Source organism: Tessaracoccus bendigoensis DSM 12906 (assembly GCF_900141915.1).
Lineage (GTDB): Bacteria > Actinomycetota > Actinomycetes > Propionibacteriales > Propionibacteriaceae > Arachnia > Arachnia bendigoensis.
The window spans coordinates 88,623-115,567 of sequence record NZ_FQZG01000003.1; the positions used below are offsets into that span (position 1 = coordinate 88,623).

27 protein-coding genes, 1 tRNA gene and 1 pseudogene are annotated in these 26,945 nt (G+C 66.6%); 13 read left to right on the forward strand and 16 right to left on the reverse strand.

Going from position 1 to position 26,945, the window contains the following annotated elements:
* Positions 1-131 precede the first annotated feature (131 nt).
* A complete protein-coding gene (locus BUC15_RS00375) occupies positions 132-1,049 on the forward strand; it encodes a proteasome assembly chaperone family protein (protein ID WP_073185311.1) in 918 nt (305 codons plus the stop codon).
* 98 nt (positions 1,050-1,147) lie between these two features.
* Here the strand turns inward: BUC15_RS00375 and BUC15_RS21140 are convergent, their stop codons facing one another.
* The 8 genes and pseudogenes from BUC15_RS21140 to BUC15_RS00410 all read right to left on the reverse strand — a co-directional run bounded on the left by BUC15_RS21140 (position 1,148) and on the right by BUC15_RS00410 (position 6,335).
* Complete coding sequence (locus BUC15_RS21140) at positions 1,148-1,234, reverse strand: Rho termination factor N-terminal domain-containing protein (protein ID WP_483887632.1); 87 nt, start codon at positions 1,232-1,234, stop codon at positions 1,148-1,150.
* Positions 1,235-1,273: 39 nt separating this feature from the next.
* A pseudogene (locus tag BUC15_RS21145) lies at positions 1,274-1,390 on the reverse strand (DUF7218 family protein); the annotation flags it as partial.
* 202 nt (positions 1,391-1,592) lie between these two features.
* Entirely contained in the window at positions 1,593-1,775 is a 183-nt protein-coding gene (locus tag BUC15_RS00385) for a CsbD family protein (RefSeq protein ID WP_073185316.1), read from the reverse strand.
* Positions 1,776-1,972: 197 nt separating this feature from the next.
* Positions 1,973-2,509 (reverse strand): DNA starvation/stationary phase protection protein Dps, encoded by a 537-nt coding sequence (dps, locus tag BUC15_RS00390; RefSeq protein ID WP_073185401.1) that lies wholly within the window; start codon positions 2,507-2,509, stop codon positions 1,973-1,975.
* Between the two features lie 107 nt (positions 2,510-2,616).
* Positions 2,617-2,877: a GlsB/YeaQ/YmgE family stress response membrane protein gene (locus BUC15_RS00395; protein WP_073185318.1), complete on the reverse strand. Its 261-nt coding sequence runs from the start codon at positions 2,875-2,877 to the stop codon at positions 2,617-2,619.
* A complete protein-coding gene (locus tag BUC15_RS19250) occupies positions 2,874-3,062 on the reverse strand; it encodes a hypothetical protein (RefSeq protein WP_139280035.1) in 189 nt (62 codons plus the stop codon). The genes BUC15_RS00395 and BUC15_RS19250 overlap by 4 nt, the downstream gene beginning before the upstream one ends.
* Before the next feature lie 156 nt (positions 3,063-3,218).
* Positions 3,219-4,850 carry a chaperonin GroEL gene (groL, locus tag BUC15_RS00400; RefSeq protein WP_073185320.1) on the reverse strand — a complete coding sequence of 544 codons (1,632 nt, stop codon included), beginning with the start codon at positions 4,848-4,850 and terminating at the stop codon, positions 3,219-3,221.
* A gap of 1,209 nt (positions 4,851-6,059) precedes the next feature.
* Complete coding sequence (locus tag BUC15_RS00410; RefSeq protein ID WP_073185403.1) at positions 6,060-6,335, reverse strand: DUF3263 domain-containing protein; 276 nt, start codon at positions 6,333-6,335, stop codon at positions 6,060-6,062.
* 158 nt (positions 6,336-6,493) lie between these two features.
* Between BUC15_RS00410 and manA the strand changes: the two genes are divergently transcribed.
* The 3 genes from manA to BUC15_RS00425 all read left to right on the forward strand — a co-directional run bounded on the left by manA (position 6,494) and on the right by BUC15_RS00425 (position 8,427).
* Positions 6,494-7,669: a mannose-6-phosphate isomerase, class I gene (gene manA, locus BUC15_RS00415; protein WP_073185325.1), complete on the forward strand. Its 1,176-nt coding sequence runs from the start codon at positions 6,494-6,496 to the stop codon at positions 7,667-7,669.
* A 44-nt stretch (positions 7,670-7,713) separates the two neighbouring features.
* Positions 7,714-7,789, forward strand: a tRNA-Thr gene (locus tag BUC15_RS00420).
* Between the two features lie 38 nt (positions 7,790-7,827).
* Entirely contained in the window at positions 7,828-8,427 is a 600-nt protein-coding gene (locus BUC15_RS00425) for a class I SAM-dependent methyltransferase (RefSeq protein ID WP_073185328.1), read from the forward strand.
* 37 nt (positions 8,428-8,464) lie between these two features.
* Here BUC15_RS00425 and BUC15_RS00430 read toward each other — a convergent pair whose 3' ends face one another.
* Entirely contained in the window at positions 8,465-9,247 is a 783-nt protein-coding gene (locus BUC15_RS00430; RefSeq protein ID WP_073185331.1) for a DedA family protein, read from the reverse strand.
* A gap of 375 nt (positions 9,248-9,622) precedes the next feature.
* Between BUC15_RS00430 and BUC15_RS00435 the strand changes: the two genes are divergently transcribed.
* The 4 genes from BUC15_RS00435 (at position 9,623) to BUC15_RS00450 (ending at position 13,922) form a co-directional block, all read left to right on the forward strand.
* The gene (locus BUC15_RS00435) at positions 9,623-10,714 is read left to right on the forward strand and encodes an ABC transporter ATP-binding protein (protein WP_073185333.1); all 1,092 of its coding nucleotides are present in this window, start codon (positions 9,623-9,625) and stop codon (positions 10,712-10,714) included.
* A 238-nt stretch (positions 10,715-10,952) separates the two neighbouring features.
* Positions 10,953-12,122: a cystathionine gamma-synthase gene (metB, locus tag BUC15_RS00440; protein ID WP_073185406.1), complete on the forward strand. Its 1,170-nt coding sequence runs from the start codon at positions 10,953-10,955 to the stop codon at positions 12,120-12,122.
* A gap of 2 nt (positions 12,123-12,124) precedes the next feature.
* Entirely contained in the window at positions 12,125-12,520 is a 396-nt protein-coding gene (locus BUC15_RS00445; protein WP_073185335.1) for a hypothetical protein, read from the forward strand.
* Between the two features lie 22 nt (positions 12,521-12,542).
* On the forward strand, positions 12,543-13,922 hold the full coding sequence (locus BUC15_RS00450) for a DUF4032 domain-containing protein (protein ID WP_073185338.1): 1,380 nt from the start codon (positions 12,543-12,545) through the stop codon (positions 13,920-13,922).
* A 37-nt stretch (positions 13,923-13,959) separates the two neighbouring features.
* Here BUC15_RS00450 and BUC15_RS00455 read toward each other — a convergent pair whose 3' ends face one another.
* Positions 13,960-15,060, reverse strand: a complete 1,101-nt coding sequence (locus BUC15_RS00455) for a glycerate kinase (protein WP_073185340.1) — start codon at positions 15,058-15,060, stop codon at positions 13,960-13,962.
* Positions 15,061-15,362: 302 nt separating this feature from the next.
* Between BUC15_RS00455 and cysS the strand changes: the two genes are divergently transcribed.
* The 3 genes from cysS to BUC15_RS00470 are packed head-to-tail and all read left to right on the forward strand — an operon-like array spanning position 15,363 to position 19,955.
* The gene (gene cysS, locus BUC15_RS00460) at positions 15,363-16,805 is read left to right on the forward strand and encodes a cysteine--tRNA ligase (RefSeq protein ID WP_073185342.1); all 1,443 of its coding nucleotides are present in this window, start codon (positions 15,363-15,365) and stop codon (positions 16,803-16,805) included.
* Complete coding sequence (gene rlmB / locus BUC15_RS00465; RefSeq protein WP_073185344.1) at positions 16,806-17,762, forward strand: 23S rRNA (guanosine(2251)-2'-O)-methyltransferase RlmB; 957 nt, start codon at positions 16,806-16,808, stop codon at positions 17,760-17,762.
* A gap of 12 nt (positions 17,763-17,774) precedes the next feature.
* Positions 17,775-19,955 (forward strand): glycoside hydrolase family 3 protein, encoded by a 2,181-nt coding sequence (locus BUC15_RS00470; protein ID WP_073185346.1) that lies wholly within the window; start codon positions 17,775-17,777, stop codon positions 19,953-19,955.
* Positions 19,956-19,959: 4 nt separating this feature from the next.
* Here the strand turns inward: BUC15_RS00470 and BUC15_RS00475 are convergent, their stop codons facing one another.
* Entirely contained in the window at positions 19,960-21,105 is a 1,146-nt protein-coding gene (locus BUC15_RS00475; protein WP_073185348.1) for a hypothetical protein, read from the reverse strand.
* A gap of 78 nt (positions 21,106-21,183) precedes the next feature.
* Here BUC15_RS00475 and BUC15_RS00480 point away from each other — a divergent pair, with 78 nt between their 5' ends.
* Positions 21,184-22,647, forward strand: a complete 1,464-nt coding sequence (locus BUC15_RS00480) for a glycine hydroxymethyltransferase (protein WP_073185350.1) — start codon at positions 21,184-21,186, stop codon at positions 22,645-22,647.
* A 99-nt stretch (positions 22,648-22,746) separates the two neighbouring features.
* On the opposite strand, the gene ispF is transcribed toward BUC15_RS00480, so the two are convergent.
* Genes ispF through BUC15_RS00495 form a run of 3 tightly spaced genes read right to left on the reverse strand, consistent with a single transcriptional unit; the run spans position 22,747 to position 24,391 of the window.
* Positions 22,747-23,208, reverse strand: a complete 462-nt coding sequence (ispF, locus tag BUC15_RS00485) for a 2-C-methyl-D-erythritol 2,4-cyclodiphosphate synthase (RefSeq protein ID WP_073185352.1) — start codon at positions 23,206-23,208, stop codon at positions 22,747-22,749.
* Entirely contained in the window at positions 23,205-23,897 is a 693-nt protein-coding gene (ispD, locus tag BUC15_RS00490) for a 2-C-methyl-D-erythritol 4-phosphate cytidylyltransferase (RefSeq protein WP_073185354.1), read from the reverse strand. The genes ispF and ispD overlap by 4 nt, the downstream gene beginning before the upstream one ends.
* Before the next feature lie 8 nt (positions 23,898-23,905).
* Entirely contained in the window at positions 23,906-24,391 is a 486-nt protein-coding gene (locus tag BUC15_RS00495; RefSeq protein ID WP_073185356.1) for a CarD family transcriptional regulator, read from the reverse strand.
* Positions 24,392-24,547: 156 nt separating this feature from the next.
* On the opposite strand from BUC15_RS00495, the gene BUC15_RS00500 reads away from it, so the two are divergent.
* Entirely contained in the window at positions 24,548-25,042 is a 495-nt protein-coding gene (locus tag BUC15_RS00500) for a hypothetical protein (RefSeq protein ID WP_073185358.1), read from the forward strand.
* 3 nt (positions 25,043-25,045) lie between these two features.
* Here the strand turns inward: BUC15_RS00500 and BUC15_RS00505 are convergent, their stop codons facing one another.
* Both BUC15_RS00505 and BUC15_RS00510 read right to left on the reverse strand, forming a co-directional pair.
* A complete protein-coding gene (locus BUC15_RS00505; RefSeq protein ID WP_073185360.1) occupies positions 25,046-25,723 on the reverse strand; it encodes a response regulator transcription factor in 678 nt (225 codons plus the stop codon).
* Complete coding sequence (locus BUC15_RS00510) at positions 25,720-26,889, reverse strand: sensor histidine kinase (protein WP_073185362.1); 1,170 nt, start codon at positions 26,887-26,889, stop codon at positions 25,720-25,722. The genes BUC15_RS00505 and BUC15_RS00510 overlap by 4 nt, the downstream gene beginning before the upstream one ends.
* Positions 26,890-26,945 lie beyond the last annotated feature (56 nt).

The window sequence follows — 26,945 nt, forward strand, 5'->3', positions numbered from 1 at the left end:
CAGGCCGCGGCGTGCGGGCCCGGGTAGGATCGACAACAACCAGTCAGCTGCCTAATCCCCTGCGAGACCGACACCCTGGAAGGCAGCAAGAATCAGACCAGACGATCCGACTGTCGCGAAAGGCGTGTGCCGTGCAGAACCCGTCCGACCTCTACACCTTCGCCCCCGGAACCGATCCAGGCGACGCGCGCCCGGGTGTTCTCCTAGTGGCCCTCGGCTCGTTCATCGACGCGGGGCAGGTCCAGCTTCTGCTCGGGAAACACCTCGTCGAGACGGGCGACGCCGAATTGGTCGCCTCTTTCGACATTGACCGGCTCTTCGATTACCGGGGCAGGCGTCCAACGATGACCTTCGACGCCAACCACTGGTCGAGCTACGACGCGCCCACGATGCTGTTGCGGCGCCTCAACGACCGCGACGGTCACACCTACCACCTGCTCACCGGCTCGGAGCCGGATTTCCAGTGGGAGCGGGTGGTCAAGGCCATCATCGAGCTGGTGGTGGCACTTAAGGTGACGCTCGTGGTCAACGTGAACGGCATCCCGATGGGGGTGCCACACACCAGGCCGGTGGGGTTGACTGCGCACGCCACAGACTCCTCCCTCATCGGAGAGACCCGTTCCCCATTCGGCCGCGTGCAGGTGCCCGCCTCGCTCGAGGCTCTGCTAGAACTCCGCCTCGGGGAGGCCGGGCATCGGTCGGCCGGGTTCGCCGTTCACGTGCCCCACTATCTCGCGGCGTCGGAATATGCAGACGGTGCGCTCGCAGCGCTCAACGCGATCGTCGACCTGACGGGCCTCAACCTGCCAAACGACGACCTTGTCACCGCGGCAGAGACCAACCGGCGAGCCATCGCAGCCGAGTTGGAGGGCAACGAGGAGGTCCGCGATGTCGTAGCGGCGTTGGAGCAGCAGTACGACGCCTTCGTCCAGGGGCAGCAGCGCCCCAACCTCTGGGCCGCTGAGGACTCCCAGATACCCACGGGCGAACAGCTCGGCGAGGAGTTCGAGAACTTCCTACGGACGATCTCCGACGACGACGCCGATTGATCCGGAGCCGGTCGGCCCGCATCTCGCAGCCGACGTGATGGGTCAGGACCCGCCGTCAGACGTTTTGCGCGCGGTGCGCTTCGTGACACCGGATCCGATCAGTGGTTGCGCAGCGCCTCTATGAGTTCCTTCTTGCTCATCTTTGAGCGTCCTTGGATGCCGAGTTCTCTAGCCCGTTTCACCAACTCATCCTTGGTTCGGTCCTCATAGTCCTCGGCACGTCCGCCCTTTCGTCCGACCGAACTTCGGGAACTGGCGGCGGCGGCGTTGGACACCCGCGCGGCCTTCTCCTTGCTGGCGCCCTCATCCCGCATCGCCTCATACATCTCCGGATCCTTGACCGAGGGGCCAGGTTCCTTCCTGGCATCGCATTCTCCTCACTTTTCGACCGTCAACGGGTTCGTCCTGGGTCATACCCGCACCGGTCGCCCTCAAACCTGGCCATCGCCCGCTGCCGACAGAAACGGCCAGGCGGAGTCAGTGACCCGCCTGGCCGTCCCAGTCGCAAACTAGCTGGCTTGCTGTGCCCTGAGGCCAAATTGGCTAATCGGTGAGGTCCTTCAAGGCGTCCTTGGCCTTCTCGCCGACCTGCTTGGCGTCTGCACCGAGCTGCTGGGCCTTGCCCTCGGCCTCAAGCCGTTCGTTGTCGGTCGCCTTGCCGACGCCCTCCTTGACCTTGCCCGCGAGCTCGTCGGCCTTGTTGCGGATCTTGTCTCCAGCACCCATGGGTTCCTCCTCGATTCTTGAGCACGGTTGGCCCGTGCGCTTCGTACGTTTCTGTACCCGGTTACCCGCCCCGCCAAACGGGGCTGGCTCCAGCCTACCGCCGATTGACGAAGTCCTGGATGGCGGCGCGACCCGGTATGGGGGGTGTCCGGGCCACACCGCCTACTGTCGCCCCGATTGGGGCCCGGGTGCGACAGTCACGTCACCTTTGACTTGGCGGGCTCAAGCTGGCCGGCTGAGTTTTCCAGATGGGCCCGGATGAACCACTGGAACTGCTCCAGTTCGGCGGTGTGCCCGATCACCATGTCCTGCGTGACAAGATCCAGTTCGTCGAGCTTCGCGATCGCGTCGCGATTGTCCCGGATCACTGCACTGTAGACCGTGTCCAGCGCATCGAGGTGGGCCTGGGCGTTGGCGCGCTTGAGCGGGTAGGACTGAGTTGATTTCGAGTCGGCAAGCGCAGCGGCGGTGCCGTCCGGCGATCCTCCGAGGGCAGCTATACGCTCCGCCGTCTCGTCTGCGTAGCCACGGACGAGGACGACCTGAGGATCGATCATCTCGTGGACCCCGATGAAGTTGGGGCCGACCACGTTCCAATGGACGTGCTTCAGCGTGAGGTGCAGGTCCGTGTAGGCGGTCAGTCGCTGTTGCAGGATCCCGACCACGGCCCGTCCGGCCTTGGCGGTCAACCCCGGAAGCGTGAAACGCGCCGGTGCTTTGGTTTCCTTCTCCATGTTGCGCATCCCTTTCCTTTGGGTTCTTCGTGTCTGAGTATGTGTCGGTACCCGAAGATGGTCCGACCAAACATGGGCTAGGCCAACGGCCCTCAGTGGAGCCTCCTCTATCGACGGCGTCCGACGACGAATCCGTAGATCAACAGGACAAGCACGGACCCGCCGATGGCCAACAGCCAGGTCTGGATGGAGAAGAAGTTCTCCAAGGGTGCGTTGAAGATCAGCGAGCCGAGCCAGCCACCGAGCATGGCGCCGAGCACGCCCAGGAGCATGGTGGCGAACCAACCGCCCCCCTGCTCGCCGGGCAGCAACGCCTTGGCAATCGCGCCCGCGATCAGACCTAGCAACAGATATCCGAGAAAACTCATCGTTCCTCCTCCTTGAGAGCGGTACCGTCGATCAGGTTCTCCTCGACCACCGCACCTGTCACGTCATCTTCGGAGTGAGCCCGGTGGGCTTCGGCCTGAAGCCGGTCCTCAGGCGCCTCTCCGATCGGCTCAGCCGCGTGCCGGATGAAATCGTCCATCGCTGCGGCTTCTCGTGGATCTGACATAGGGGTTCCTTATCTCTCGCTTGCCGGATCGTGCGCGCGATCCGAGGTCACACGAACACCAATACCCTGGCGGCCTCGCGCGAAACATCCCCGGCGCATGCGAAAGGGCGGTCCCTGCGAAAGGGACCGCCCTCAGGCTGATGAGTCAGGTGCGGATCAGAAGCCGCCCATGCCTCCCATGCCGCCCATCTCGTCGCCACCTGGCATCGGGGCAGCCTTCTCGGGCTTGTCCGCGATGACCGCTTCGGTGGTGAGGAACAGGGCCGCGATCGAGGCCGCGTTCTGCAGCGCCGAACGGGTGACCTTCGCGGGGTCGATGATGCCGGCCTTGACCATGTCGACGTACTCACCGGTGGCGGCGTTCAGGCCTTCGCCAACAGGCAGGTGGCTGACCTTCTCAGCCACGACGCCGCCTTCGAGGCCAGCGTTGAACGCGATCTGCTTAAGCGGGGCAGAAGCCGCGGCCACCACGCTGCGCGCGCCGACTGCCTCGTCACCAGACAGTGCCGACAGGTCGACGGCCTTGGCCGCCTGCAGCAGCGCGACGCCACCGCCGGGGACGATGCCCTCTTCGACCGCAGCCTTCGCGTTGCGGACGGCGTCCTCAATGCGGTGCTTGCGTTCCTTCAGCTCGACCTCGGTGGCCGCGCCGACCTTGATGACGGCGACGCCACCGGCCAGCTTGGCGAGGCGCTCCTGGAGCTTCTCGCGGTCGTAGTCGGAATCCGAGTTCTCGATCTCCTTGCGGATCTGCGAGACGCGGCCCTCGATCTGGGCCTGGTCGCCGGAGCCGTCGATGATCGTGGTCTCGTCCTTGGAGACGAGCACGGAACGGGCGCGGCCCAGCAGGTCGAGGGTAACGGTGTCGAGCGAAAGGCCGACCTCCTCGGAGATGACCTGGCCACCGGTGAGGATGGCGATGTCGGTCAGCATGGCCTTGCGGCGGTCGCCGAACCCGGGTGCCTTGACGGCGACGGACTTGAAGGTGCCGCGGATCTTGTTCACGATCAGGCCTGCGAGGGCCTCACCTTCGACGTCCTCGGCGATGACCAGCAGCGGCTTGCCCGACTGCATGACCTTCTCCAGCACGGGGAGCAGATCCTTCAACGAGGAGATCTTCGAGTTGACGATCAGCACGTACGGGTCGTCGAGCGTGGCCTCCATGCGCTCCGTGTCGGTCACGAAGTACGGGGAGATGTAGCCCTTGTCGAAGCGCATGCCCTCGGTGAGCTCGAGGTCGAGCCCGAAGGTGTTGGACTCCTCGACGGTGATGACGCCTTCCTTGCCGACCTTATCCATCGCCTCGGCGATGATCTCGCCGACGGTGGGATCAGCGGCCGAGATCGACGCGGTGGCGGCGATCTGGTCCTTGGTCTCTACGTCGATGGCCATGTCGGAGAGCTGGTCGACGATGGCCGCGACGGCCGTCTCGATGCCCTTCTTCAGACCCATCGGGTTCGCGCCGGCCGACACGTTGCGCAGGCCCTCGCGGACCATCGCCTGTGCCAGGACGGTGGCGGTGGTGGTGCCGTCGCCTGCGACGTCGTCGGTCTTCTTGGCGACCTCCTTGACGAGCTCGGCGCCGATCCGCTCGTAGGGCTCCTCGAGCTCGATCTCCTTTGCGATGGAGACGCCGTCGTTGGTGATGGTGGGTGCGCCCCACTTCTTCTCAAGGACGACGTTGCGGCCCTTAGGGCCGAGCGTCACCTTGACAGCGTCGGCAAGGGTGTTCATGCCGCGCTCGAGGCCGCGGCGAGCGTCCTCGTTGAACTCAATTAGCTTTGCCATGGTTGTTCGGGAATCCTCCCGTCGACGGGGCCGTCGGGCCCCTGGTGTTCAGTGTGTCAGTGGATCGCAGATGCCCGCGACGGACGGCCTGAGCCTCACCGTTGATCCGGTAGCACTCCCCACAGGAGAGTGCTAACACCATTATTAGCACTCACCCGGGTCGAGTGCAAAGATCCAACCGCTTCGACCCCGAAGTTGAGCGGCTCGACATCCTGGCGTTGGGACATTCTTCGCCCTACCTCACAGGCGTTTGACGCGCCAGCGCGAAGCGCCCTCGACAGGTCGGGCCCCGCTCCCGGCGACCGCCCCACCTCCGAAAATCCGCCACTGGCGGATTGTGCTTGGTCTTCCGTCGAAAGTCCGTTGGGCGGGTTCTCGACGGTCGCACCCGCTACGGCTCCTCCGGCCAGCTCGAAGCAGTGTTCTCAGGCTCGGCGAGGGTGAGGCTTTGAGCACTATTCGGGGTTCGTTTGCGGTTGTGACGTTCAACTGCGGCGTGTCACCGATCGAGACCCGGATAGTGCTCAACGCGGGAGGCACGCGGACGGTCCGGACGGTGCAGGCAGACGGGCGGGGCTCATCGATTGGTGCGGGTCGAGCTTTGAGCACTATTCGGGGTTCGTTTGCCATTGTGACGTTCAACTGCCGCGTATCGCCGATCGAGTCCGGAATAGTGCTCAACGCGAGGGCGGGCACAGACACGACTGGCTATCGTTGGCCAAGATACGCTCGGAAGTCCGACTCCACCGGGAAGTCGTCAGGCGCGGAGGGAGCTCACCTGATGCATGCGAGTCGCACGATCCGAAACGTTGCCAATGCCGTCAACCTGTCCACTCCCCTTGGTCTCACCCTGGCCCTTGCGGGGCACGGAAGGATCCGACGGCTCCGCGGACTCTGGATCGCGGAACGGGTCCGGCTTCCACTGCTCAACGCCAGCGCAATGACAGTTGGCAGCGTGGTACTGGTCCCCGGGCGGACCCTTGCCGAAGCAGAGGTGGGTATCCCGGGCCTCCTGGCCCATGAGGATGAACACGCGTGGCAGTGGGCCGCTTGCCTCGGCCTACCCTTCCTTCCCCTCTACTTCTTAGCCGTCGGATGGTCGCAGCTGCGATGCGGAGACCGCGCGTCGGCCAATGCGTTCGAACGTCAGGCCGGACTCGCGCTGGGAGGTTACCGGGAAAATCCCAAACGACCGCTTGGGAGCAGCCCTCAGCTATGGAGGCGCCGCGCGGAGCGTGCGGCCTGCCGCTGCGTCCGCATCCTCCGTAAGCGCTTCACCAGCAGAGGCTTGTAGGCCAGTGCTTCAGGCGTGTCGATCAACTGGTTCAACCGCTGGTAGTAGCGCGCCGACGAGAGGGAGAAGTGCTCCATGATCGCCTGGTCCTTCGGCACCGCCGATGTGAACCAGCGGTCCTCGAAGTCCAGAATGGCAGCGTCGCGCTCAGCCAGTTCGGCTGCATCTGCAACTGAGAACGCCTCGGACATGACGCCCATGCTACGTCCAAATCACAGGCGTGTCATTCACCCGTCGGCCCCGGAAGCCGGATCGCTCAACCGGCCCGCCTTCGGTACGGCCCGACCCGGCAACCCCGGGTAGAGTGCAGGTGTCCGAATCTTCCCGATCCCCGAGGACTGAATCCAGCATGCGCCGACTCACCGGCTACGTCCAGCACTTTGCCTGGGGAAGCACCGAGGCCATCCCCCGGATCCTGGGGCGCACGCCCGACGGCCTGCCCTGGGCCGAGTACTGGCTCGGCACGCACCCCAACGGTCCGACGACCCTGAGTGACGGCGTGACGCTGGATCAGTTCATCCAGGATCACCCGGAATCCATCGGCGAGGCCAGCCGGGCGGAGTTCGGTTCAAGACTCCCGTTCCTGCTGAAGCTCTTGGCAGCATCGGGCCCGCTCAGCCTCCAGGCCCACCCCTCCCGGGAGCAGGCCGAGGCGGGTTACGCGCGCGAGTCGCTGCTGGGCATCGACCCGACCGATCCGACCCGTTCCTACAAAGACGACTGGCCCAAGCCCGAGGCGATCGTTGCGCTGACCCCGTTCGAGGGCCTGCTCGGGTTCCGCGATCCACACCTCACCGCCGGCCTCTTCGAGGGCCTGGGGATCGCCAAGGAACTCGCCTCCGTCATCGGCCCCCTCCGCGACCGACGCGCCGAGCCCGCCTTGCAGGAGGTGTTCCTGGATGTCCTCTCGATCAACAAGCGCAGGCATCTGGTCGACCTGGTCGTCTCCGCGGCGGTCAACCACCTCGACACGCCGGGCTCGCTCGGCGAGTTCGCCCGCACCGCCGTCGAACTCGATGAACATTTCCCCGGCGACCCGGGCATCCTGGCGGCGCTGCTGCTCAACCGCTTCTCGCTTCGCCCCGGGGAGTCGGTCACCCTCCAAGCCGGGGTCATGCACGCCTACCTGCGGGGGGCCTGCGTCGAGGTGATGGCCAATTCCGACAACGTGATGCGTGGCGGGTTGACCTCCAAGCACATCGACGTCGACGGGCTGCTCCAGGTGGTGACGTTCACTCCCGCGGAGCCACAGGTCCTCGTCCCGGAGGGAAGCGACGGCGTCTATGTCTTCCCGACGGGCTACCGCGAGTTCGAGTTGTGGCTGGTGTCACCCACCGACGGCAGGACGATCGAGCTTCCCCGTACCGACAGCGGCCGCATCGCGCTGGTCACCTCGGGAGAGTTCCGGCTGCAAAGCGGCGACGACCAGTTCCTCGGCAGCGGCGATGCGGTCTACCTCGCGGCAGACGAGCATGTCACGCTCACCGGCCAGGGCCAGCTGTTTCTCGCCGCCTCGGGCGCCTGACCCACTGGCGTCGGCGTCCAGACGTTGGCACAATAGGCGCGCACGCCTCCTTAGCTCAGCGGCCAGAGCGCTCGCCTTGTAAGCGAGTGGTCGAGGGTTCGACTCCCTCAGGAGGCTCCAACTTGGGGTCGATGGTTTCACCACGTCACAATTGCCCCATGACCGAACCGAGCAAGTGGACCCGCATCATCCAGGCCGATCCCGATCACTCACGCCGCTACATCGAACGCTTCAAGATGATGGAAGCCGCCGGGCACGACCTGTACGGGGAGGCCCGCCTGATCGACGCGATGCTGTCCAGGAACGCGCGGATCCTCGATGCCGGCTGCGGCCCTGGCCGCCTCGCCGGACGACTGCACGAACTCGGGCACCGCGTCGTGGGGGTGGACGTCGACCCTGCGCTGATCGCTGCCGCTGAGGAGGATCACCCGGGGCCGCTGTTCCTCGTGGGCGACCTCGCGGAACTCGATCTCCCGGTCCACGGCATCTCCGAGGGCTTCGACGCGATTCTGTGCGCCGGTAACGTGATGGGCTTCCTCGCCCCGTCGACGCGGTTGGAGGTTCTAAAGCGGTTCCGCTCGCATCTGGCTCCGGAGGGACGCGCAGTGATCGGGTTCGGCGCGGGGCGCGGCTACGAGTTCAGCGAGTTCTTCAGCGACGTGGCATCCGCGGGCCTGGAACTCGACCTGTCGCTGTCGACCTGGGATCTGCGCCCGTTCGAGGCCGACTCGGGTTTCCTCGTCGCGGTTCTCCGCTGACCGACCCCGGCCTCGCCTGCTGTGGGGCGGCGATGACTCAGTTCTGCTTTCCGGCCTTCTCGCGGGCCTTGCGCGCCTGTGCGAGGTAGGTCGAGACGAAGATGACGACGATCAGCCCGATCGCGACGTAGCCTGCGATCTTCGCGTACCAGTTCAGGACCGTGACGGCCCCGTCGCCAAGCTGCCAGCCGAGCACGAAGTAGCCGATCAGCCACAGGGTCGACGCTATGTAGTCGTAGATCAGGAATCGTTTGAGGCTCATGCCGGATGCGCCGGCGAGGACGAACACGACCTGCATCAGCGGCAGCGGCATCGGGATGTAGGCGATCAGGAACCCGATCGGGCCGAGTCGCTCGGCCCAGCGTTCGGCTTTGGCGTAGTTCTTCGCCGCCCGCTTCGACTGGCCGGCCCAGATCTCGATCATGCCGCGACCCCACAGCTTGCCCGCCCACCAGTAGATCCAGTCGAACTTGAGGCTGAGGACGGATGCGACAACCAGCACGATCGGCCAGTGCGGCATCGCGCCCGTCGAGGCGATTGCCCCGCTCGCCGCGACCGCGGTGCGGCCGCCGGTGATCATGGCGAGGATGTCGGGCGCCACGCCGAGCAGCCAGGCGCGGGTCGGGATCAGGATAAGGCTGAAAACCGCGACGACGCCGAACCAACTGAGGCAGGCGATGTCGGCGCGGCCCGGCTTCTTCTTCCAGGGCATGCCGTCGGCCTCCCACCACTGCTCGTCGGCTGAATCGTCGGCGGGCTCGGCTCCCTGCTCGGCGGCGTCGAGTTCCTCGGCAGAGTCGGGGGGAAGTTCCTCAGTCACGCGCTGAATGCTACGCCACGGCCTCCTCGCCCCTCCTCAACCAAGTGGTCGGCAGGATGCTGGGGACGTCGCCCGGAGGCGCCACTGGACGTCCGACCTGGTTCCAAAGGTCCCAATTTGATCACAGTTTTCCGTGCCACCCTGGCCTCGGCGGACTCCCGCCCCACCGCACCGAACGGAGTCCGAAGCGCCCAGGCCGTCACGGTGATCAGATGTCTGACGTGGGCATCCCTGGCCTGACTTCGGTTTCGCCTGGCCGACCCCGCTCTGCGTTCGAGGGTCGAGAGGTGTACAGTCCGTTTCAGGAACACCTAAATAGGTTCCAATCCACTACGGATCGTCGGGCACGTACCTGCCCGTGGAAAGGAATGTGGCATGGCCACTGTCAGCTACCGGGAAGCCTCACGCGTCTACCCCGGCACCGATCGCGCCGCCGTCAACAAGCTCAATCTCGAGATTGAAGACGGCGAATTCATGGTTCTCGTCGGCCCGTCCGGATGTGGTAAGTCCACATCGCTTCGGATGCTAGCCGGTCTCGAAGAGGTGAACTCGGGAAAGATCCTCATCGGAGCTCGTGACGTCACGGATCTGCCCCCGAAGGATCGCGACATCGCGATGGTCTTCCAGAACTACGCTCTCTACCCCCACATGACCGTTGGCGACAACATGGGCTTCGCCCTGAAGATGCAGAACGTCCCCAAGGCGGAGCGTCAGCAGCGCGTCCAGGAGGCCGCGAAGCTGCTCGGGCTTGAGGACTTCCTCAACCGCAAGCCGAAGGCCCTTTCGGGTGGCCAGCGCCAGCGTGTCGCCATGGGCCGCGCAATCGTTCGCTCCCCTCAGGTCTTCCTCATGGATGAGCCGCTGTCCAACCTCGACGCCAAGCTTCGCGTCTCGACCCGCACCCAGATCGCCGCCTTGCAGCAGCGTCTCGGCGTCACCACGGTCTACGTCACGCACGACCAGACCGAGGCCATGACGATGGGGGATCGCGTTGCGGTCATGAAGGACGGCATCCTGCAGCAGGTCGACACCCCCCTGTCTCTGTACGATGCCCCGAACAACCTGTTCGTCGCCGGCTTCATCGGCTCGCCCGCCATGAACCTGATGAGCGGCAAGGTCGTCGACGGCGGGGTCAAGGTCGGTGACTACACCGTTCCGGTTCCGCGTGAAACCCTCGCGAAGGCGCCCGGCGAAGACACCCTCACGGTCGGCATCCGCCCCGAGGCCTTCCAGGTCTCGGATCACGGCATCGGTCTCGACGTCGCCGTCGTAGAGGAACTCGGCGCCGACTCCTTCCTCTACGGAACCCTCGCAGGTCTTTCGGACGAAGAGGTCGTCACCGCCCAGCAGTACGTCGCCCGCGTCGGCGCACGCACCGCACCCTCCAAGGGCAGCGTCGTCCGGCTGACCGCCACGCCCGACCAGGTGCACGTGTTCAGCACCAAGACGGAGCTGCGGATCTCCTGATCTGCCACTGAGTCACTAGTTCGAGGGGCCCGGGATTTCCCGGGCCCCTCGTTCGCTTTCAGCGTGATGGCACGACGGGCGCAACCCACGGCAGCTTCCGAACGCGATCTGGCTTTCCTAACTCCTCGCGAGTCCCTGGCTGGGGCAGAGGCCCGTTCGCACCGTCCACCGGCAGACCCGACGGCACAGTTGAAGCCGGGACCTGCCTATGCTCAAGGATGAGGAAGGGAGCACATTGATGGCAGAACTCGGACGATGGACCCGCGGCATGCGTACGGGGTTGGGGGCCGATCCCACTCACGGCGCCGTCGTGCCCCCGATCTACCTCAGCACCAACTACACCTTCGAAGGCGTCGGGCAACCCCGCGCCTATGACTACTCCCGCTCCGGCAACCCGACCCGCGATCTACTCAACGATGCCGTCGCCGAGCTTGAGGGCGGCGTCGGGGCCACCACGGTCGCCACCGGGTTGGCCGCGGTCACTCTGGTGGCCGAGGCGTTCGTCCCGACCGGTGGGCGGATCGTGGTGCAGCACGACGCCTACGGCGGCACGTGGCGGCTGTTCACGTTCCTCGCCGAGCAGGGCCGCTTCGCGGTGGACTTCGTCGACTTCAACGACGACGCGGCCATGGGCGAGGCGCTGGCAGGCTCACCGGACCTGGTGTGGATCGAGACGCCATCCAACCCACTGCTGCGGATCACCGACATCCGCAGGGTGGCCGACGCCTCACACGCCGTCGGCGCGCTGGTCGTGGCCGACAACACGTTCCTGTCGCCGCTCTACCAGCGGCCGCTCGAGCACGGCGCCGACATCGTGGTGCACTCGACCACGAAGTTCATCAACGGCCACTCCGATGTCGTCGGCGGGATCGCGGTGGCAGCCGACCAGGAGGTCCACGATCGGCTGCGGTTGTGGGCCAACGCGCTCGGCCTGACCGGCAGCCCTTTCGACGCCTACCTGACCCTGCGCGGGCTGCGCACCCTCGATGCCCGCCTAAGGGTCCACAACGAGAACACCGAGGCCCTCATCGAGTTGTTGGACGGACACCCGGCCGTGACCGCCGTGCACTACCCCGGGCTCCCCTATCACCCCGGCCACGATGTCGCCGTCCGCCAGCAGCTCGGCATGGGTTCGCTTTTCGGGCTAGAGCTCAATGGCGGTCGCCCGGCCGCGGAGGCGTTCCTTGCCGAGTTGCAGATCTTCCACCTCGCCGAGTCACTCGGTGGCGTCGAGTCGCTCATCTGTCACCCCGCGACCATGACCCACGCGGGCATGACACCGGAGGCTCGCACCAACGCTGGGATCGGCGACGGGCTGCTGCGGCTCAGCATCGGAATCGAGGCAGCGGACGACCTCGTCGAAGTCACACGCGAGGCACTGGAGCGGGCACTGCAGGTGGCAGGGTAGCAATGCTCGCTCTGACCCTCGCGCTCGACCTGGCCGCGGCCGGGCTCGCCTGGCGACCCAGGCCCGGCGATAGGTTCGTGGTGCGACGGGCCGAGATGTGCGACGAGGTGTTCCATCTGGCCGACATGGTCATCGAGGCTAGGCATCTCGCCTCCGGCACGGTCTTCTCCTTCAACGGAACCACAGAATGGGCGCTGGACTCGGTCCCTCAATCCGAAACCGTCTGGCTGCCGGGAGAAACGCAACTGAGGGTCGCCCTCGGTTCGGCCTTCGTGTCCCTCGTCCGGGCCGACGGCGGATTCGTCGTCACGTTGAAGGATGGCTCACGGCACCGCGACCCGGACGCCGAAAACGCCTACGCCCTGGCACTTCTGGCCCACCTGTCGGCTGCACCCTGACGCCGGCAGTAGGCTTTGGGACGTGCCCAGATTCCTCGCCGCCAAGCCCGACGCCGACCTGATCCGGCTCCCCTGGCAGCTTCCGCTGGCCGACTGGCCGACCAACCACCTCGTGGCGCTCCCACGCGGCATCTCCCGACACGTCGTCCGGTTCCTCCAGGTCGGGGACGACATCCTCGCCGCGAAAGAGGTCTTGGAGGAGGTCGCCGTCCAGGAGTACCGCCTCCTGACGGAACTCAGGCGCCTTGGTGTGCCATCGGTTGAGCCCATCGGGGTGGTGCTCGGCCGGGTCGACAACGAAGGCAACCCGCTCGACCCGGCGTTGCTGACGAGGCATCTGCCCTTCTCACTGCCCTACCGCTCTCTGTTCTACCCAGGCGTCAAGCACGAGACCGTGACCCGGCTGCTCGACGCCATGGTCGTCCTTTTCGCCAGGTTGCACCTGACCGGGTTCTACTGGGGCGACGTGTCGCTGTCGAACATCCTCTTCCGGCGTGATGCAGGCGAGTTCGCCGCCTACCTGGTCGACGCCGAGACCGGCGAGATCCATGACCAACTGACCGAGGGCCAACGCGAGCACGACCTCCAGATCGCCCGCACCAACCTGTTCGGGGAGTTTCTCGACCTTGAGGCCGGCGGCATCCTCGACCAGTCGCTGGACCCCACCTGGCTCGTCAACACCATTGAAGAGCGCTACCACCAGCTATGGGTCGAGCTCACCGGTGTCGAGGAGTTCGACGAATCCGAGCTCTACCGCCTGGAGGGCCGCGTGCGTCGGCTGAACGCGCTGGGATTCGACGTCGCAGAGATCGACGTCGAATCCTCCCGCGACGGCAGCCGGATCAAGATGCGGCCGAAGGTCGTCGACGCCGGGCACCACACCCGTCGGCTGATGCGGCTAACCGGGCTCGACGCTGAAGAGCACCAGGCGCGACGACTGTTGAACGATATGGACACCTTCCGCGCCAAGAATGCGCCTCACGCGCCGGAATCAGTCGCCGCGCACAAGTGGCTGGTCGAGGTGTTCGAACCCGCCGTCAGCCGGATCCCGTCCGACCTGCGCGGCAAGCGGGACGCGGCACAGTTCTTCCACGAGGTGCTCGACTACCGCTGGTACCAGTCGCAGCGTGAGGACCGGGAGGTACCGACCGCCGAGGCCGCGAGTGGGTACATCTCGGAGGTTCTGACCTCTCTGCCCGACGAGCAACTCGGAAACCTTCAGCCGGTCGGCGGCGAGCTTCGCGACAAGTATGACCCGTCGAAGGGGTTCGTCGATTCCGATGATGCGGAGCCAGCCCCGTACGACCCATGGGAGGACGCGGCCAACGACCCCGACGTCCCCGTCAAGCAGGGTTTCGATATCGCCGCGCTCCGAGCGAAAGCGGCAGCAAAGAAGAAGTAAGGGGCAGACACTCGCCCCTCTGGGTACCGGCAGCGGGTCAGTTCCCGGCTGGCAGGTCCGCCGCGAGTGCGGACGTGGCCACCGTCAGCCAACGGCCTGGCTCTGCCATCGCCGCCGCCGGGGATCCGGCCAGGCCAGTCAGCGAACGCGTCGAGACGAATCCGGTCAGGTCAGCGTCCGCGCCGATCCGGCCTGCCACGAGCGCTACGGGGACACTGGCCCGCCTGGCCGCGCCGGCGACGAATCCAGGCACCTTGTCCCTGGCCGACTGCGCATCGAAGCTGCCCTCGCCCGTGATGACCAGGTCCGCGACCTGGATTGCGTCGTTGAGCCCGATCAGATCGGCCACCTCCGGCGCTCCCGGCAGCAGACTCGCTCCCCAGGCGAGCAAGGCGAATCCGCTCCCTCCGGCCGCCCCCGCGCCGCGATATCCGGTGTTGGCGGGTAGCAGCGTCGCCAGGTGGGCCAGAGACCTGTCAGCCAGCATCACGTCGTCTGGCCGGAGGCCCTTCTGGGGGCCGAACACCGCGGCTGCCCCTGACTCCCCCAGCAACGGGTTTGTGACGTCACTCAGGACGACGACGCCGCTTGGCGGCAGCGCCCGGAGGTCGGTGAGGTCGGCTTTGACGATCGCGGTGAGCCCCCGGAGCCCGGACGCCACCTCGGAGCCATCGATATCGAGGAACCGGGCACCGAGCGCACGGAGCAGGCCCACGCCGCCGTCTGTCGATGCCGACGAGCCGATCCCCAGCACAAGTCGCTCGACGCCGTGCGCGAGGGCCGCGGCGATGGCTTGGCCGAAGCCGGTGGTGTCGGCATCAAACGGCAAGCGACGCTCGCCCAGGAGTTCGATGCCTGAGGTGGATGCGAGCTCCACGACACCGGTGCCGTCCGGCAGCAGGAGCCAGTCGGCCGACACCTCAGTGCCCGCCGGCCCGGTCACGAAAAGTGGCATCCGCCTTGCCCCGGGAACGGCGAGTTCGAACGCTGCCAGCGTGCCCTCGCCACCGTCTGCCATCGGCCGGAGCAGGATCTCATCATCAGGGCGCACGCCCACCCAGGCCGCACCGATGACGGCTGCCGCTTCCGCGGCGCCGATACTACCCTTGTAGCTGTCGACCGCGACGACCACGCGCATAATGACCGACCCCCTTGCCTGATCATCTGCTCAGTCTAGTGGCCTGTCCTCGTCGCCAGACAGAGCAAAATCGACCACTGGCCGATTTTCCACGATCGCAACGCGCCCTGCTGGCAACCACCGGGTCGACGGCGCCGTCGACCCGCACCGCTCGGCGCGGGTTTCCCGTTGAGCACTATCCAGGAGTCGATGACCCAAAAGCCCCATTTTCACGTTCAAATCCCCATCGAACCCGGGATAGTGCTCAAGGCCCGACCCGACCACAGCCCCAACCACCAGACCGGTTGGTAAACTCCCTTCCCGTGACGCTCAAGCTCTATGACACCGCGACGCGCTCGGTGCGCGAATTCGTCCCCCTGCGGGCTGACGAGGTGTCGATCTACCACTGCGGTCTCACCGTCCAGGCGTCGCCACACCTCGGCCACATCCGCAAGGAGGTCGTCTTCGACGTCCTCCGCCGCTGGCTGACCAACCAGGGCTTCAGGGTGAAAGTCGTCGCCAACGTCACCGACATCGACGACAAGATCCTGAGCAAGTCGGCCGAGAACGGCGAGGACTGGTACGCATTGGCCTACCGGTTCGAACGCGAACTTCACGACGCCTACGCCTCTCTCGGCTGCATCCAGCCGACCTACGAGCCTCGCGCCACCGGCCACATCCCCGAAATGGTCGAGCTGATCCTTGAACTGATCGCCCGCGGCCATGCCTATGTCGCACCCGACGGCTCCGGCGACGTCTACTTCGACGTCGCCAGCTGGCCCCGCTACGGCGAGCTCAGCGGCCAGAAGGTCGACGAGATGGAACCGGCCACCGACGCCGACCCCCGCGGCAAGCGCGACCCCCGCGACTTCGCCCTCTGGAAGGGGCACAAGGCGGCAGAGCCGCTGACGGCGTCCTGGCCGTCCCCGTGGGGCCGCGGCCGCCCCGGCTGGCACATCGAGTGCTCCGCGATGGCGGGCAAGTACCTGGGCGAGAGTTTCGACATCCACGGCGGCGGAATCGATCTTCGGTTCCCGCACCACGAGAACGAGCTGGCACAGTCCTCGGCCGCCGGTCACGAGTTCGCGAACTATTGGATGCACAACGCCTGGGTGACGATGGCAGGCGAGAAGATGAGCAAGTCGCTCGGCAACACCGCGCTGGTCACCGAGGTGACCAAGCGCTACAACCCGCGTGCGGTGCGCTTCTTCCTGCTCGCCCCTCACTACCGCTCGACCATCGAGTTCTCCCCCGAGGACGACGACACCCGCGGTTCCCTTACCGAGGCCGAGAAGGCCATCGCGCGCATCGACTCGTTCATGAGTCGGGCATTCGAGAAGATCGGAGAAGGCTTCCACGCCTACGCGCCCTATTCGCTGCCGTTCTGGCCCCAGTTCGCCGCCGCGATGGACGACGACCTGGGCACCCCCGCGGCCACGGCCGTGCTCTTCGAGGCTGTCCGCGCCGGGAACCAGGCACTTGCGGCGGGCGACTCCGGCGCCACCCGCGACATCTTCTTCGCGGTGACCGGCATGCTGGACGTCTTCGGACTGAACCCTCTGGCCCCCGAATGGTCAGACGAGAACACCGACCAGGATCTGACAACGGTCGTCGATGGCCTCGTAGGTGCCCTGCTGGAGCAGCGCGCCACCGCAAGGGCTGCGAAAGACTGGGCCACGGCCGACGCGATCCGAGACACCCTGGCCGCGACCGGCCTGAAGATCACCGACACCCCTGACGGGGCCACCTGGAGCCTGGAGAAGTAGATGGCTGGCAATTCATCGCGTCGCGGAGCGACTAGCAAAGGCAAAGGCAAGGCAGCGGGCTCCGGTGGCCGGATCCGGAAATCACTGGAAGGCAGGGGGCCGACCCCCAGGGCGGAGGACCGCGTCTACCACAAGGCCTACCGGGACAAGAAGGCCGCAGGCCGACGCCAGCCTTCGCAGAATCGACGGGGTACCCACCGGGGCCCCGTCGGCGCCGACTGGGTAGTCGGACGCAACCCCGTCTTTGAGGCCCTGACGGCCGGGCTCCCGGTCAAGCAGGCCTACATCGCCGAAGGCGCTGAGCGCGACGACAGGCTGCGCGACATCCTGAAGCACGCCGCCGAGCACGGCGTCCCGCTGCTTCAGGTCACGCGCGCCGAGCTCGACCGGGTCACCGGAGGCTTGGTGCACCAAGGGGTCGCGCTTCAGTTGCCGGTTTTCGAGTATGCCGATTTCGAGGATGTGCTGGCCGACGCGTTCGACAACGACGGGATCGTCGTCGCCCTGGATGGGGTCACCGATCCACGCAACCTCGGCGCGATCGTCCGCTCGGCCGCCGCATTCGGCGCCACCGGCGTCATCATCCCGTCGCGCCGGTCCGCGTCGATGACGGCCGCGGCTTGGAAGACGTCCGCCGGGGCCGCCGCGCGGCTCCCGATCGCGATGGCCACGAACCTGAACCGGGCGTTGGAGCAGGCGTCGAAGCTCGGTTTCACCGTCGTCGGGCTCGCCGGGGAAGGCGACGTGCCCGTGACGGGGACGCCGGGGACCGACGGGCCGATCGTGCTCGTGGTGGGGTCTGAGGACGAGGGCCTGGCGAGGCTCGTGAGGGAGCATTGCGATGCGCTGATCTCGATCCCGATCGCCAGCTCGGTGGAATCCCTCAACGCATCGGTGGCCGCCTCGATCGCGCTCTACGAGGTGACGCAGCAGCGATCCGGCGACACGGACGTCTAGTTTTTCCCATCGATGGCCGCCCTCAGCGAGGCCGCGGTTCGTGAGGCCCGCGTCGAGGCTGCGCTGGCCGGGCTCGACCTCACCCAACGGGTCGGACAGCTCAACCAGCGGCTGCTCGGCTGGAGGGCGGTCGAGCGGAGGAACAGGCATTGGCAGCTGACCGATGAAGGGCGACGCGAGATCGGACGCTGGTCAGGGCTGGGCGCGATCTACGGTCTCATGCGGGCCGACGGCTGGTCGGGTCGCTCCTGGGCGAACGGGGTCACTCCGGACGACAGGGTCGAGGTAGTTGCACTGGTCCAGGCCGCGGTCCGCGATGCCAATCCCTGCGGCATCGGTGCTCTGGTGGTCGAGGAGGCGCCTCACGGGCACCAGGGGCTCGGTGGGACTATCCTCCCCCAGAATCTCGCGGTCGCGGCCACCTGGAATCCCGAGTTGTATGAGCGGGCCTGCGCGGCTGTGGCCTCCGAACTCGCGTCCAGCGGTGTCGATCTCGCCCTCGTCTCCGGGCTCGACATCCTTCGCGACCCCCGCTGGGGCCGTTGCGAGGAGACGTTCGGCGAGGATCCCCTCCTCTCGTCAGCCCTTGTCCGGGCCGCCGTCCACGGCATGCAGGGCCGGTCGGGAGAACGGCTTGCCAGAGACGGTGTCGGAGTCGTCCTGAAGCACCTCGCCGCTCAGGGTGAGGCGGTCGGTGGGCGGAACGGGCAGTCTGCCACGATCGGCGAGCGGGACCTTCGGGAGATCCACCTCCCGCCTGTTGAGGCGGGGATCAAGGCTGGAGCGCTCGGCATGATGGCCGCGTACAACGACATCGACGGGGTCCCCTGCTGCGCCAATCGGTGGCTGCTCCAAACCTGGCTGCGCGATGAGCAGGGCTTCGACGGTATCGTCGTGGCCGACGGGATGGCCGTCGACCAACTGCTCCCCCTGACCGGTTCGGTGACGGACGCCGGGAAGCGCGCGCTCCTTGCCGGTGTCGATATGTCGCTCTGGGACGAAGGATTCACCACGCTCGCCGAGTCGGCGAGGCGCTCTGAAGAGGTGGACGCCGCCGTCACACGCGCCGCCCGCCGCGTGCTGCGGGTCAAGGACCGGCTGGGGCTGCTCCCCACAATGCCCCAGATAGGTGAGGAATGCGAGAGGATCGCGTTGCGCGGCGACCTGGGCTCGGCCCTCAAACGGACCACCCGGCTGTCGTCCGAACTCGCCGCCCAGTGCCTGGTTCCCCTCAAGGGCCATCTCCCGACGGCGAGGTTGACCTCCCCCGGCGTCGACGTCGTCGTCATCGGCCCCAACGCCGACGATCTCGACTGTTTCCTGGGCGACTACGTCGCCCCTCTTCGGCCCGGTGAACGCACTACGGTGCTGGATCGGCTGCGATCAGGGATCGACGGGAAGATCCGGCTGGCGCTTTCCGTCGAGGACGGATTCGAGGGAGCCGTCAGCTCGGCCGACGTCGTCATAGCCGTCCTCGGTGGCACGAGCCGGAGATCCTACGGGGACGAGTTCGACGTCAATGGTGCCGCGATCGCGACGCAGGCCTCCTGTGGAGAGGGGGCGGACCTCGCCGACACCCACCTTCCAGGTGGGCAGGACGAGCTGATCAGGAGGGTCGGGGGCCTGGCTAGGGGACACGTCTGTTCGGTGGTCGTAGCGGGCAGACCCCACGTCCTGAAGGAGGTTCTCGATGCCTCGGACTCGGCGCTGTGGGCAGGTTATGCGGGGCCCCACGGCCCAGCCGCGGTGGTAGCTGCGCTCCGGGGGCTTACGGTGCCGACAGGCAGGCTCCCGTTCACCGTCCCGTCCAGCCCAACGGTGGTTCCTGTCCGCTACAACGACCGCTGGTCGCCCACGGACACGTATCGGGATCTGGCGGAGCCGGTGCTGCTGCCCTTCGGGCATGGCTCGGAATCCCACTGGAGCGCGACCTTGTCCGACTCCGGCGACACCGTGGAACTGGTGGTGAGGATCCCCGACGGAACCGCTGCGATCGTGCCGGTATTCGTGCGCCAGAGCGGCGGAGATGCGAGGCCCCGGCTCCGGAAGCTCGTCGATCTGGCCCGCATCGACCGCGGTGGTGACCATCGGTTCGTGCTGCCGCGGGACGTGATCCTCCCAGCAGGCTCGGGGTTCAGGTCGGCTGAGGTGCTGGTGGGCGACCAGACGATCGGCACCATCGCCGACGGATAGCTCGTCAGCCCCGCCGCGGACTGAACCTGAGTTCATAGGTGACAGGCTGCGCTGATCCGGTGAACTCGGCCGCAACGTCCGGGTGGTCCGAGAACCGGACCAGAGCGGTGCCGACCGGGTTACAGGTCAAGGACGCGCTATCCCCGGCACCGGGCACCGCCCATGTGACATCGAGTTCGCTGCTGCCCCGCTGGATCGCCTCGGTCGTGATGGTTCTGGGCAGCTGGGCGGCCAACGGCTCGGCGGGCGCCTCCTGATAGCTGAACGAGCGGGTCACGTCTAGGTCGACGATCATCGTCGGGCTGTCCGGGACGAACTCGGCCTTGGCATTCATTGCGATCCGGAGCCACTGCCTGTCCCCCTCGGCCCACCCGTCCTCCGGGTTCCACGGGACGAGGCCGTAGGCCGCAACAGGGTCGAGCCCGAGCCGGAACCGGGAATGTACCTGCTGGCCGTTGACCACCGCGACGAGCTCACGCTCGAGCACGGACTGCCCGCCCTCGACCCCGATCTGGATCCGCTCCCGGAAGCCACGGTTGGCCCGCCAACCTTCGTCGACCACGGGCTCCCCGGAGCGGATGTCGACGCTGACGCGCTTGTCCGCGTCGACGACGGCGAGCGTCACGGGCACCTCGGACGGGACGCTGAAGACGACGAGCGCCCAGTTGCGGTCATACGACCCGGTGGAGGCGTTGTAGCGGCCGAACGGGGCAGCCAGGGGGAAGGTGACTCCGTCCCCGATCTCGATGCTGACCCGGGCCGCCGCATCCTCGGTCGCCCCAAAGATGGGGGCTCCCGCCTCAAGCGTGAAAGCGACGAGTTCGTAGCCGTCGGGAGCTTTGATCGGCGCCTGCTCACGGACCTGAGCGGCCGTCACCGCGCCGAGGCTCTGCCCAGTGAAACGACGGTCGAACCGGGCGTCGAAGTGGGGCGTGGAGATCCGCAGGGAAACGGGGATGCCCTCCTGGAGCGTCCGGTCCCCGGAATCGGGCGACTGTGCGAAGTAGTCTGCTCGCACCTCCACCGCGCCATCCCCCGGGGCGGAGACGATCGGCGCCGCCGACGGATCCCACTGGATGGGCTTGAACGTGCATCCGCTCAGCCCGGTCACGGCGAGCAGCGCGAGCGCGGATCGTCTGGTCAGTGTCACGCAGTCAGGGTAGTTGACGCGCCGCCCACCGCCGCCCGCGTGGCAGGCGAGCCCGGACTTCGGCGATAGGATTGGTCCATCCCGTCCTATTTGAGGAGAACTGTGAGCGATCTCGAGTCGATCTCGACGGCATATCAGACACTGTTCAACATGATCGAGGCCGTTGAGCCTCGCATCGCCGCCGCAACCCGCCAGGAACTCACCGACCAGCGCAACTCCCTCAAGCTGATCGCTTCCGAGAACTACGCGAGCCTGCCAGTGCTTGCCACGATGGGCACTTGGCTGAGCGACAAATACGCGGAAGGCACCGTTGGGCACCGCTTCTACGCCGGGTGCCAGAACGTCGACACCGTCGAGGCGGTGGCCGCCGAGCACGCCCGTGAACTGTTCGGTGCGCAATACGCCTATGCCCAGCCGCACTCCGGCATCGACGCGAACCTGACCGCCTACTGGGCGATCCTCGCGCACAAGGTCGAGTCGCCTGCGCTGGCCGAACATGGCGTCAAGGGCGTCGCTGAGTTGACCGAAGAGGATTGGGAGAACCTACGCCGCCGCTTCGGCGAGCAGCGCCTGCTCGGCATGTCCCTGGACGCCGGCGGGCACCTGACGCACGGCTTCCGCCCGAACGTGTCCGGCAAGATGTTCCACCAGCGGGCCTACGGCACCGACCCCGAGACCCAACTACTCGACTACGACGTGTTGGCGGCCCAGGCCCGCGAGTTCAAGCCGCTGATCCTCGTGGCCGGCTACTCCGCCTACCCCCGCCGCCTGAACTTCGCCAAGATGCAGGAGATCGCCGACGAGGTGGGCGCGGTGCTGATGGTCGACATGGCACACTTCGCGGGCCTGGTGGCAGGCAAGGTGTTCACCGGCGACGAGGACCCGGTGCCCTTCGCCGATGTCGTCACCACAACCACGCACAAGTCGCTGCGCGGGCCTCGCGGTGGGCTGATCCTCTCCACCGAGGAGTACGCGCCATCGATCGACCGGGGCTGCCCGCTCGTGCTAGGCGGCCCGCTCGCCAACGTCATGGCGGCAAAGGCCGTGGCGCTGGCCGAGGCCCGCACCGCCGAGTTCCAGGTCTACGCCCAGAACGTGGTCGACAACGCACGGGCCCTCGCAGAAGGACTGCTCACCCGTGATGCCCGCCTCGTAACGGGCGGCACCGACAACCACATCGTGCTGCTCGACGTCCGCGACTTCGGCCTGACCGGCCGACAGGCCGAGGGAGCCCTCCTGGATTCGGGCATCGTGACCAACCGGAACGCCGTCCCCAACGACCCGAACGGTGCCTGGTACACCACTGGTATCCGGCTCGGCACCCCGGCGCTGACCAGCCGCGGGTTCACGACCTCCGACATGGACGCCGTCGCGGACATGATCGTGTCGGTCCTCAAGTCTGCGAACCCGACCACCACGTCGGCCGGCGCACCGAGCAAGGCGAAGTACGCCCTGGCCGACGACGTGCGCGACGCCTCGCAGGCCGAAGCCGACCGCCTTCTCGACCTGCACCCGCTCTACCCCGGCCTCAATCTCGGCTGACCCAAAGGGGCGAAATGTGCGGGGAGGGCGCTAATCGGGGCGCCCTCCCCGCACCTTTCGCCAAGCGGCCTCGACGGTTCCGGTGGAACCATCGAAGGGTCAGATGACAAGGGCCACCGCGATAGCGGCGACCCCTTCGCCGCGACCCGTAAGCCCCAGACCGTCGGTCGTCGTCGCGCTGACGGCCACCGGGGCACCAAGCGCTTGCGCCAGTGTCTGCTCCGCCTCGCTCCTGCGGGGGGCCAGCTTTGGCCGGTTCCCGATCACCTGTACCGAGACGTTGCCGATCTCGAAGCCGGCAGCCCGCACCCGTCGTGCCGTCTCCTCCACGAAAGCGACGCCGCTCGCGCCGGCCCACTGCGGCTCGGCGGTGCCGTAGTTCGACCCGAGGTCCCCCAGCCCGGCTGCGGACAGCAGCGCGTCGCACAGCGCGTGTGCCGCGACGTCGCCGTCAGAGTGGCCTGCCAGCCCCGATGGCTCGTCGGGGAAATGGACCCCTCCGAGCCACATGGGCAGCCCCGGCGCCAGGCGGTGGACGTCTGTCCCGATGCCGATCCTCATCGGTTCTTCCTCTCAGCGAGCAGCGCCGAAGCGAAGACCAGGTCGACGGGCTCGGTGATCTTCATGGCGTCACGGTGCCCCGGCACCAGTGCGACGCGGTGGCCTCGGTATTCGCATGCCGCCGCATCGTCGGTGACCTCGACGCCGTCACGGCGCAACCACTCGTGAGCTTCACGCAGCAGGCCGAGCCGTGCCCCCTGGGGGGTCTGGACGGCCCGCAGCATCGCACGGTCGACCACCTCTGATCCACCTCCGACAACGGACCTGATCGAATCGACAACGGGAAGCACGGGGACCGCCACATCCGCGCCGTCGACGATGGCGGACGTGACGCGCTGAACCACTTCCGGGGGCACCAGCGCGCGGGCAGCGTCGTGGACGAGGACTACCGCATCGTCGGGTGCGGCAAGCGCAGCCAGCCCGAGCCTCACCGATTCCTGACGGGTCGCGCCACCGTGTACCAGCCGGGAGCCGGTGCCGGCGAGCGCCTCACGGAAGGCCTCCTCATGACCCACCGGCACCGTAACCACGACCTCTGAGACGCCGCCGTCCAGAAGCGCGTCAACCGCGCGTCGCACCAATGCGACCGAGTCGAGTTCAACCAGCGCCTTGGGCAGCCTTGCGCCCAACCTGGAACCAGAACCGGCCGCCACCACGACGGTGACGACCGGCACGTTGTGCGTGTTCATTTCTGGGATCAGGAGGCCAGAACCTCGTCCAGCATGACCTCCGCCTTGTCCTCCTCGACACGCTCGGCGAGTGCCAGCTCTGCGACCAGGATCGAACGCGCCTTGGCCAACATGCGCTTCTCACCGGCGGAGAGCCCCTTGTCGCGGTCGCGGCGCCACAGGTCTCGGACGACCTCGGAAACCTTGATCACGTTGCCCGAGTGCAGCTTCTCCATGTTCGCCTTGAAGCGACGAGACCAGTTGGCCGGTTCCTCCGTGTGCTCGGCACGGAGAACGGAGAAGACCCGCTCGAGGCCGTCAGCGTCGACGACGTCGCGCACTCCTACCAGATCCAAATTGCAGGCTGGCACCTTGATCACCAGATCGTTTTGCCCGATGACCCGCAAAACGAGGAAGAGCTTGTCTTCCCCCTTGATGGTCCGGTTCTCGATGTCCTCGATGACGGCTGTCCCATGATTGGGGTAAACAACCGTCTCACCGATCGAAAAAGTCATACTCAGAGACCCCTTTCCAGCCTCAATTCTAGCAGGCGCGCCGGAGCACGCCCAGATCGCTGTTCCAGGCGTGGTCCACGGCCCGCGCTTTTCGTCGCGCTGACCGCCCAAGTCTGGTTAGGATGTGGTGTCCCAGACGCGCCCTCGGAGGATCGAATGAGCAAGCCAACGCACAGACTTGCGGCCATCGTCGCCGCAGCAGCGCTATCCGTCACGTTCAGCGCGTGCACCGCGGAAGGGTGGGAGGCTGACGCCCCGCCCGCAGCAGGAGTCCAGGCCGACGACGGCGGGATCAAGCTGCGGAACTTCCTCGTGGTCTCCGACACCGAAGGGGCCGCCGTGTTGCTCGGCGGGATCGCGTCACGCGACGAGTCGACACAGGTCACCGGGATCACCGTGGCGGCAGAAGGATCCGACGGGCAGTTCGGTCAATCAGAGGAGGTGCAGTTCAGCGAGGAGATATCCAAAGGCCGAACCATCTACCTGGACGGCACCACCACCGCCTTCACCGACCCCGCGCTGCTGCTCGGTCGCCTGGCGAAGGTGACGGTCGACTTCTCCACCGGCGAGAGCGTCACACTGGAAGCGCCCGTGCTGTCCTCGGAACATCCTGACTTCAGCGAAGCCTGGGCGCAGGCCCAGCCATCCTGAACCTCACCCCTCGAACTTGTATCCCAGGCCGCGGACGGTGATCAGCCGTTCGGGGCTCGACGGGTCACGCTCGATCTTCGAACGCAGCCGTTTGATGTGCACGTCGAGGGTCTTGGTGTCACCGACGTAGTTGCTTCCCCAGATCCGGTCGATGAGCTGGCCGCGAGTCATCACCCTGCCCGAGTTGCGTAGCAGCAGTTCAAGCAGTTCGAACTCGCGCAGCGCGAGCCGGACGTCCTGGCCGTCGACGTTTACCTGGTGTCGTTCGACATCGAGCCGGACGCCGTCGACCTCCACGACGTCGGGCAGTAGCACCTGGTCCTGGCCACGGCGCAGCACCGCTCTGATCCTGGCGACGAGTTCACGGTGGCTGAAGGGTTTGGTGACGTAGTCGTCGGCCCCGAGTTCCAGCCCGACCACCTTGTCCACCTCGGAGTCGCGGGCGGTCACCATGACGATGGCGACGTTGCCGCGCGCCCGCAACTGCCTGCATACCTCGACGCCAGGCATCCCCGGCATCATCAGGTCGAGAAGCACAAGGTCGGCCCCCTGCTTGTCGTAGAGCGACAGCCCCTCGGTGCCGTCCGGGGCCGATAGCACCTCGAAGCCCTCCTTCTCCAGCATGAAACCGATCGCGTCGCGGTACGACTCCTCGTCTTCGATGATCAGGATCCGGGTCATTGATCGTCTCCTCCAGAATCTGGTTCGGGCGCGGGGCCCAGGTAGGTGGGCAGGCTTATGGTGAAGGTCGAACCCTGCCCCGGGCGCGACCATACGCGAACCGAACCTCCGTGGGCGATGGCGATGTGGCGAACGATGGACAATCCCAGGCCGGTCCCCCCCGTCGACCTGGATCTGCCGTAGTCGACCCGGTAGAAGCGTTCGAAGATCCGCTCCTGTTCCTCCGCCTTGATGCCGATGCCGTTGTCGGAGACCTTGATTTCGACGTTCTGGTCGCCGGCTCGTTCGGTCAACGCCACCGAGATGGTCACTCGGGCACGTTCGTCTGAGTAGTTGATGGCGTTTTGCACCAGGTTCGCGACGGCATCCGTCAGTTGCCATCGGTCGCCCAACACGAAGGCATCCGACGTGCGAGCCAGGATCAGGCTGACCTCTCGTTGGGTGGCGAGTTCCTTGGACCGCGACACGGCGTCCGTGACCACCTCGTTGACGTCGATCACCTCACTGGCGAGCATCGGGTCTTCCGACTGCAACCGCGACAGGTCAATGATCTGGTTGATGAGTTCTGCCAACCTGGCGGTCTCGATCTGCAGCTTCGTCGCAAATCTGCGGACCGCATCCGGGTCGTCGCGGGCGGCCTCAACCGCCTCAGCCAGCACGCTGACGGCCCCGATGGGGGTCTTCAGCTCGTGGGAGATGTTCGCCACGAAATCCCGACGCACGGCGTCGACCCGGCGTTGAGATGACTCGTCATCGGCCAGCACCAGGACCCGCTCGTCGTCGAACGGCGCGATCCGGGCCTCCAGTTCGACGGCGTGTGCACCGGGCAGCATCTCACGCGCGATCGTCCCCTGGAAGGCGACACCGGTCATCCGGGCCTCCCTGACGCGGTCCAGAAGCTCGGGGAAGCCCACCCGGTTTCCCCGAGCGAGGTTCAGCGCGGTCGCTTGGTCGTTCGACACGAGAATCTCATCGTCCGGGCCGACCATCACGACACCCGAAGGGACGATGGCGAGCACATCGCGCAACTCACGGGAAACCAGTTCGGCGTTCCGACGGGCTTCAAGCTGTCGCCAGCCCTCCTTGCCCCGGTACATCAGGTAGACGAAATAGCAGCCCAGGAGAGCCACTCCGGCCCCGATCAATCCGGCGAGGGCTGGGTGCATGCCGCAATCATAGGTCGAAGACCCCGTACCGACCGCCGTCAGATGGCCCAAACCGC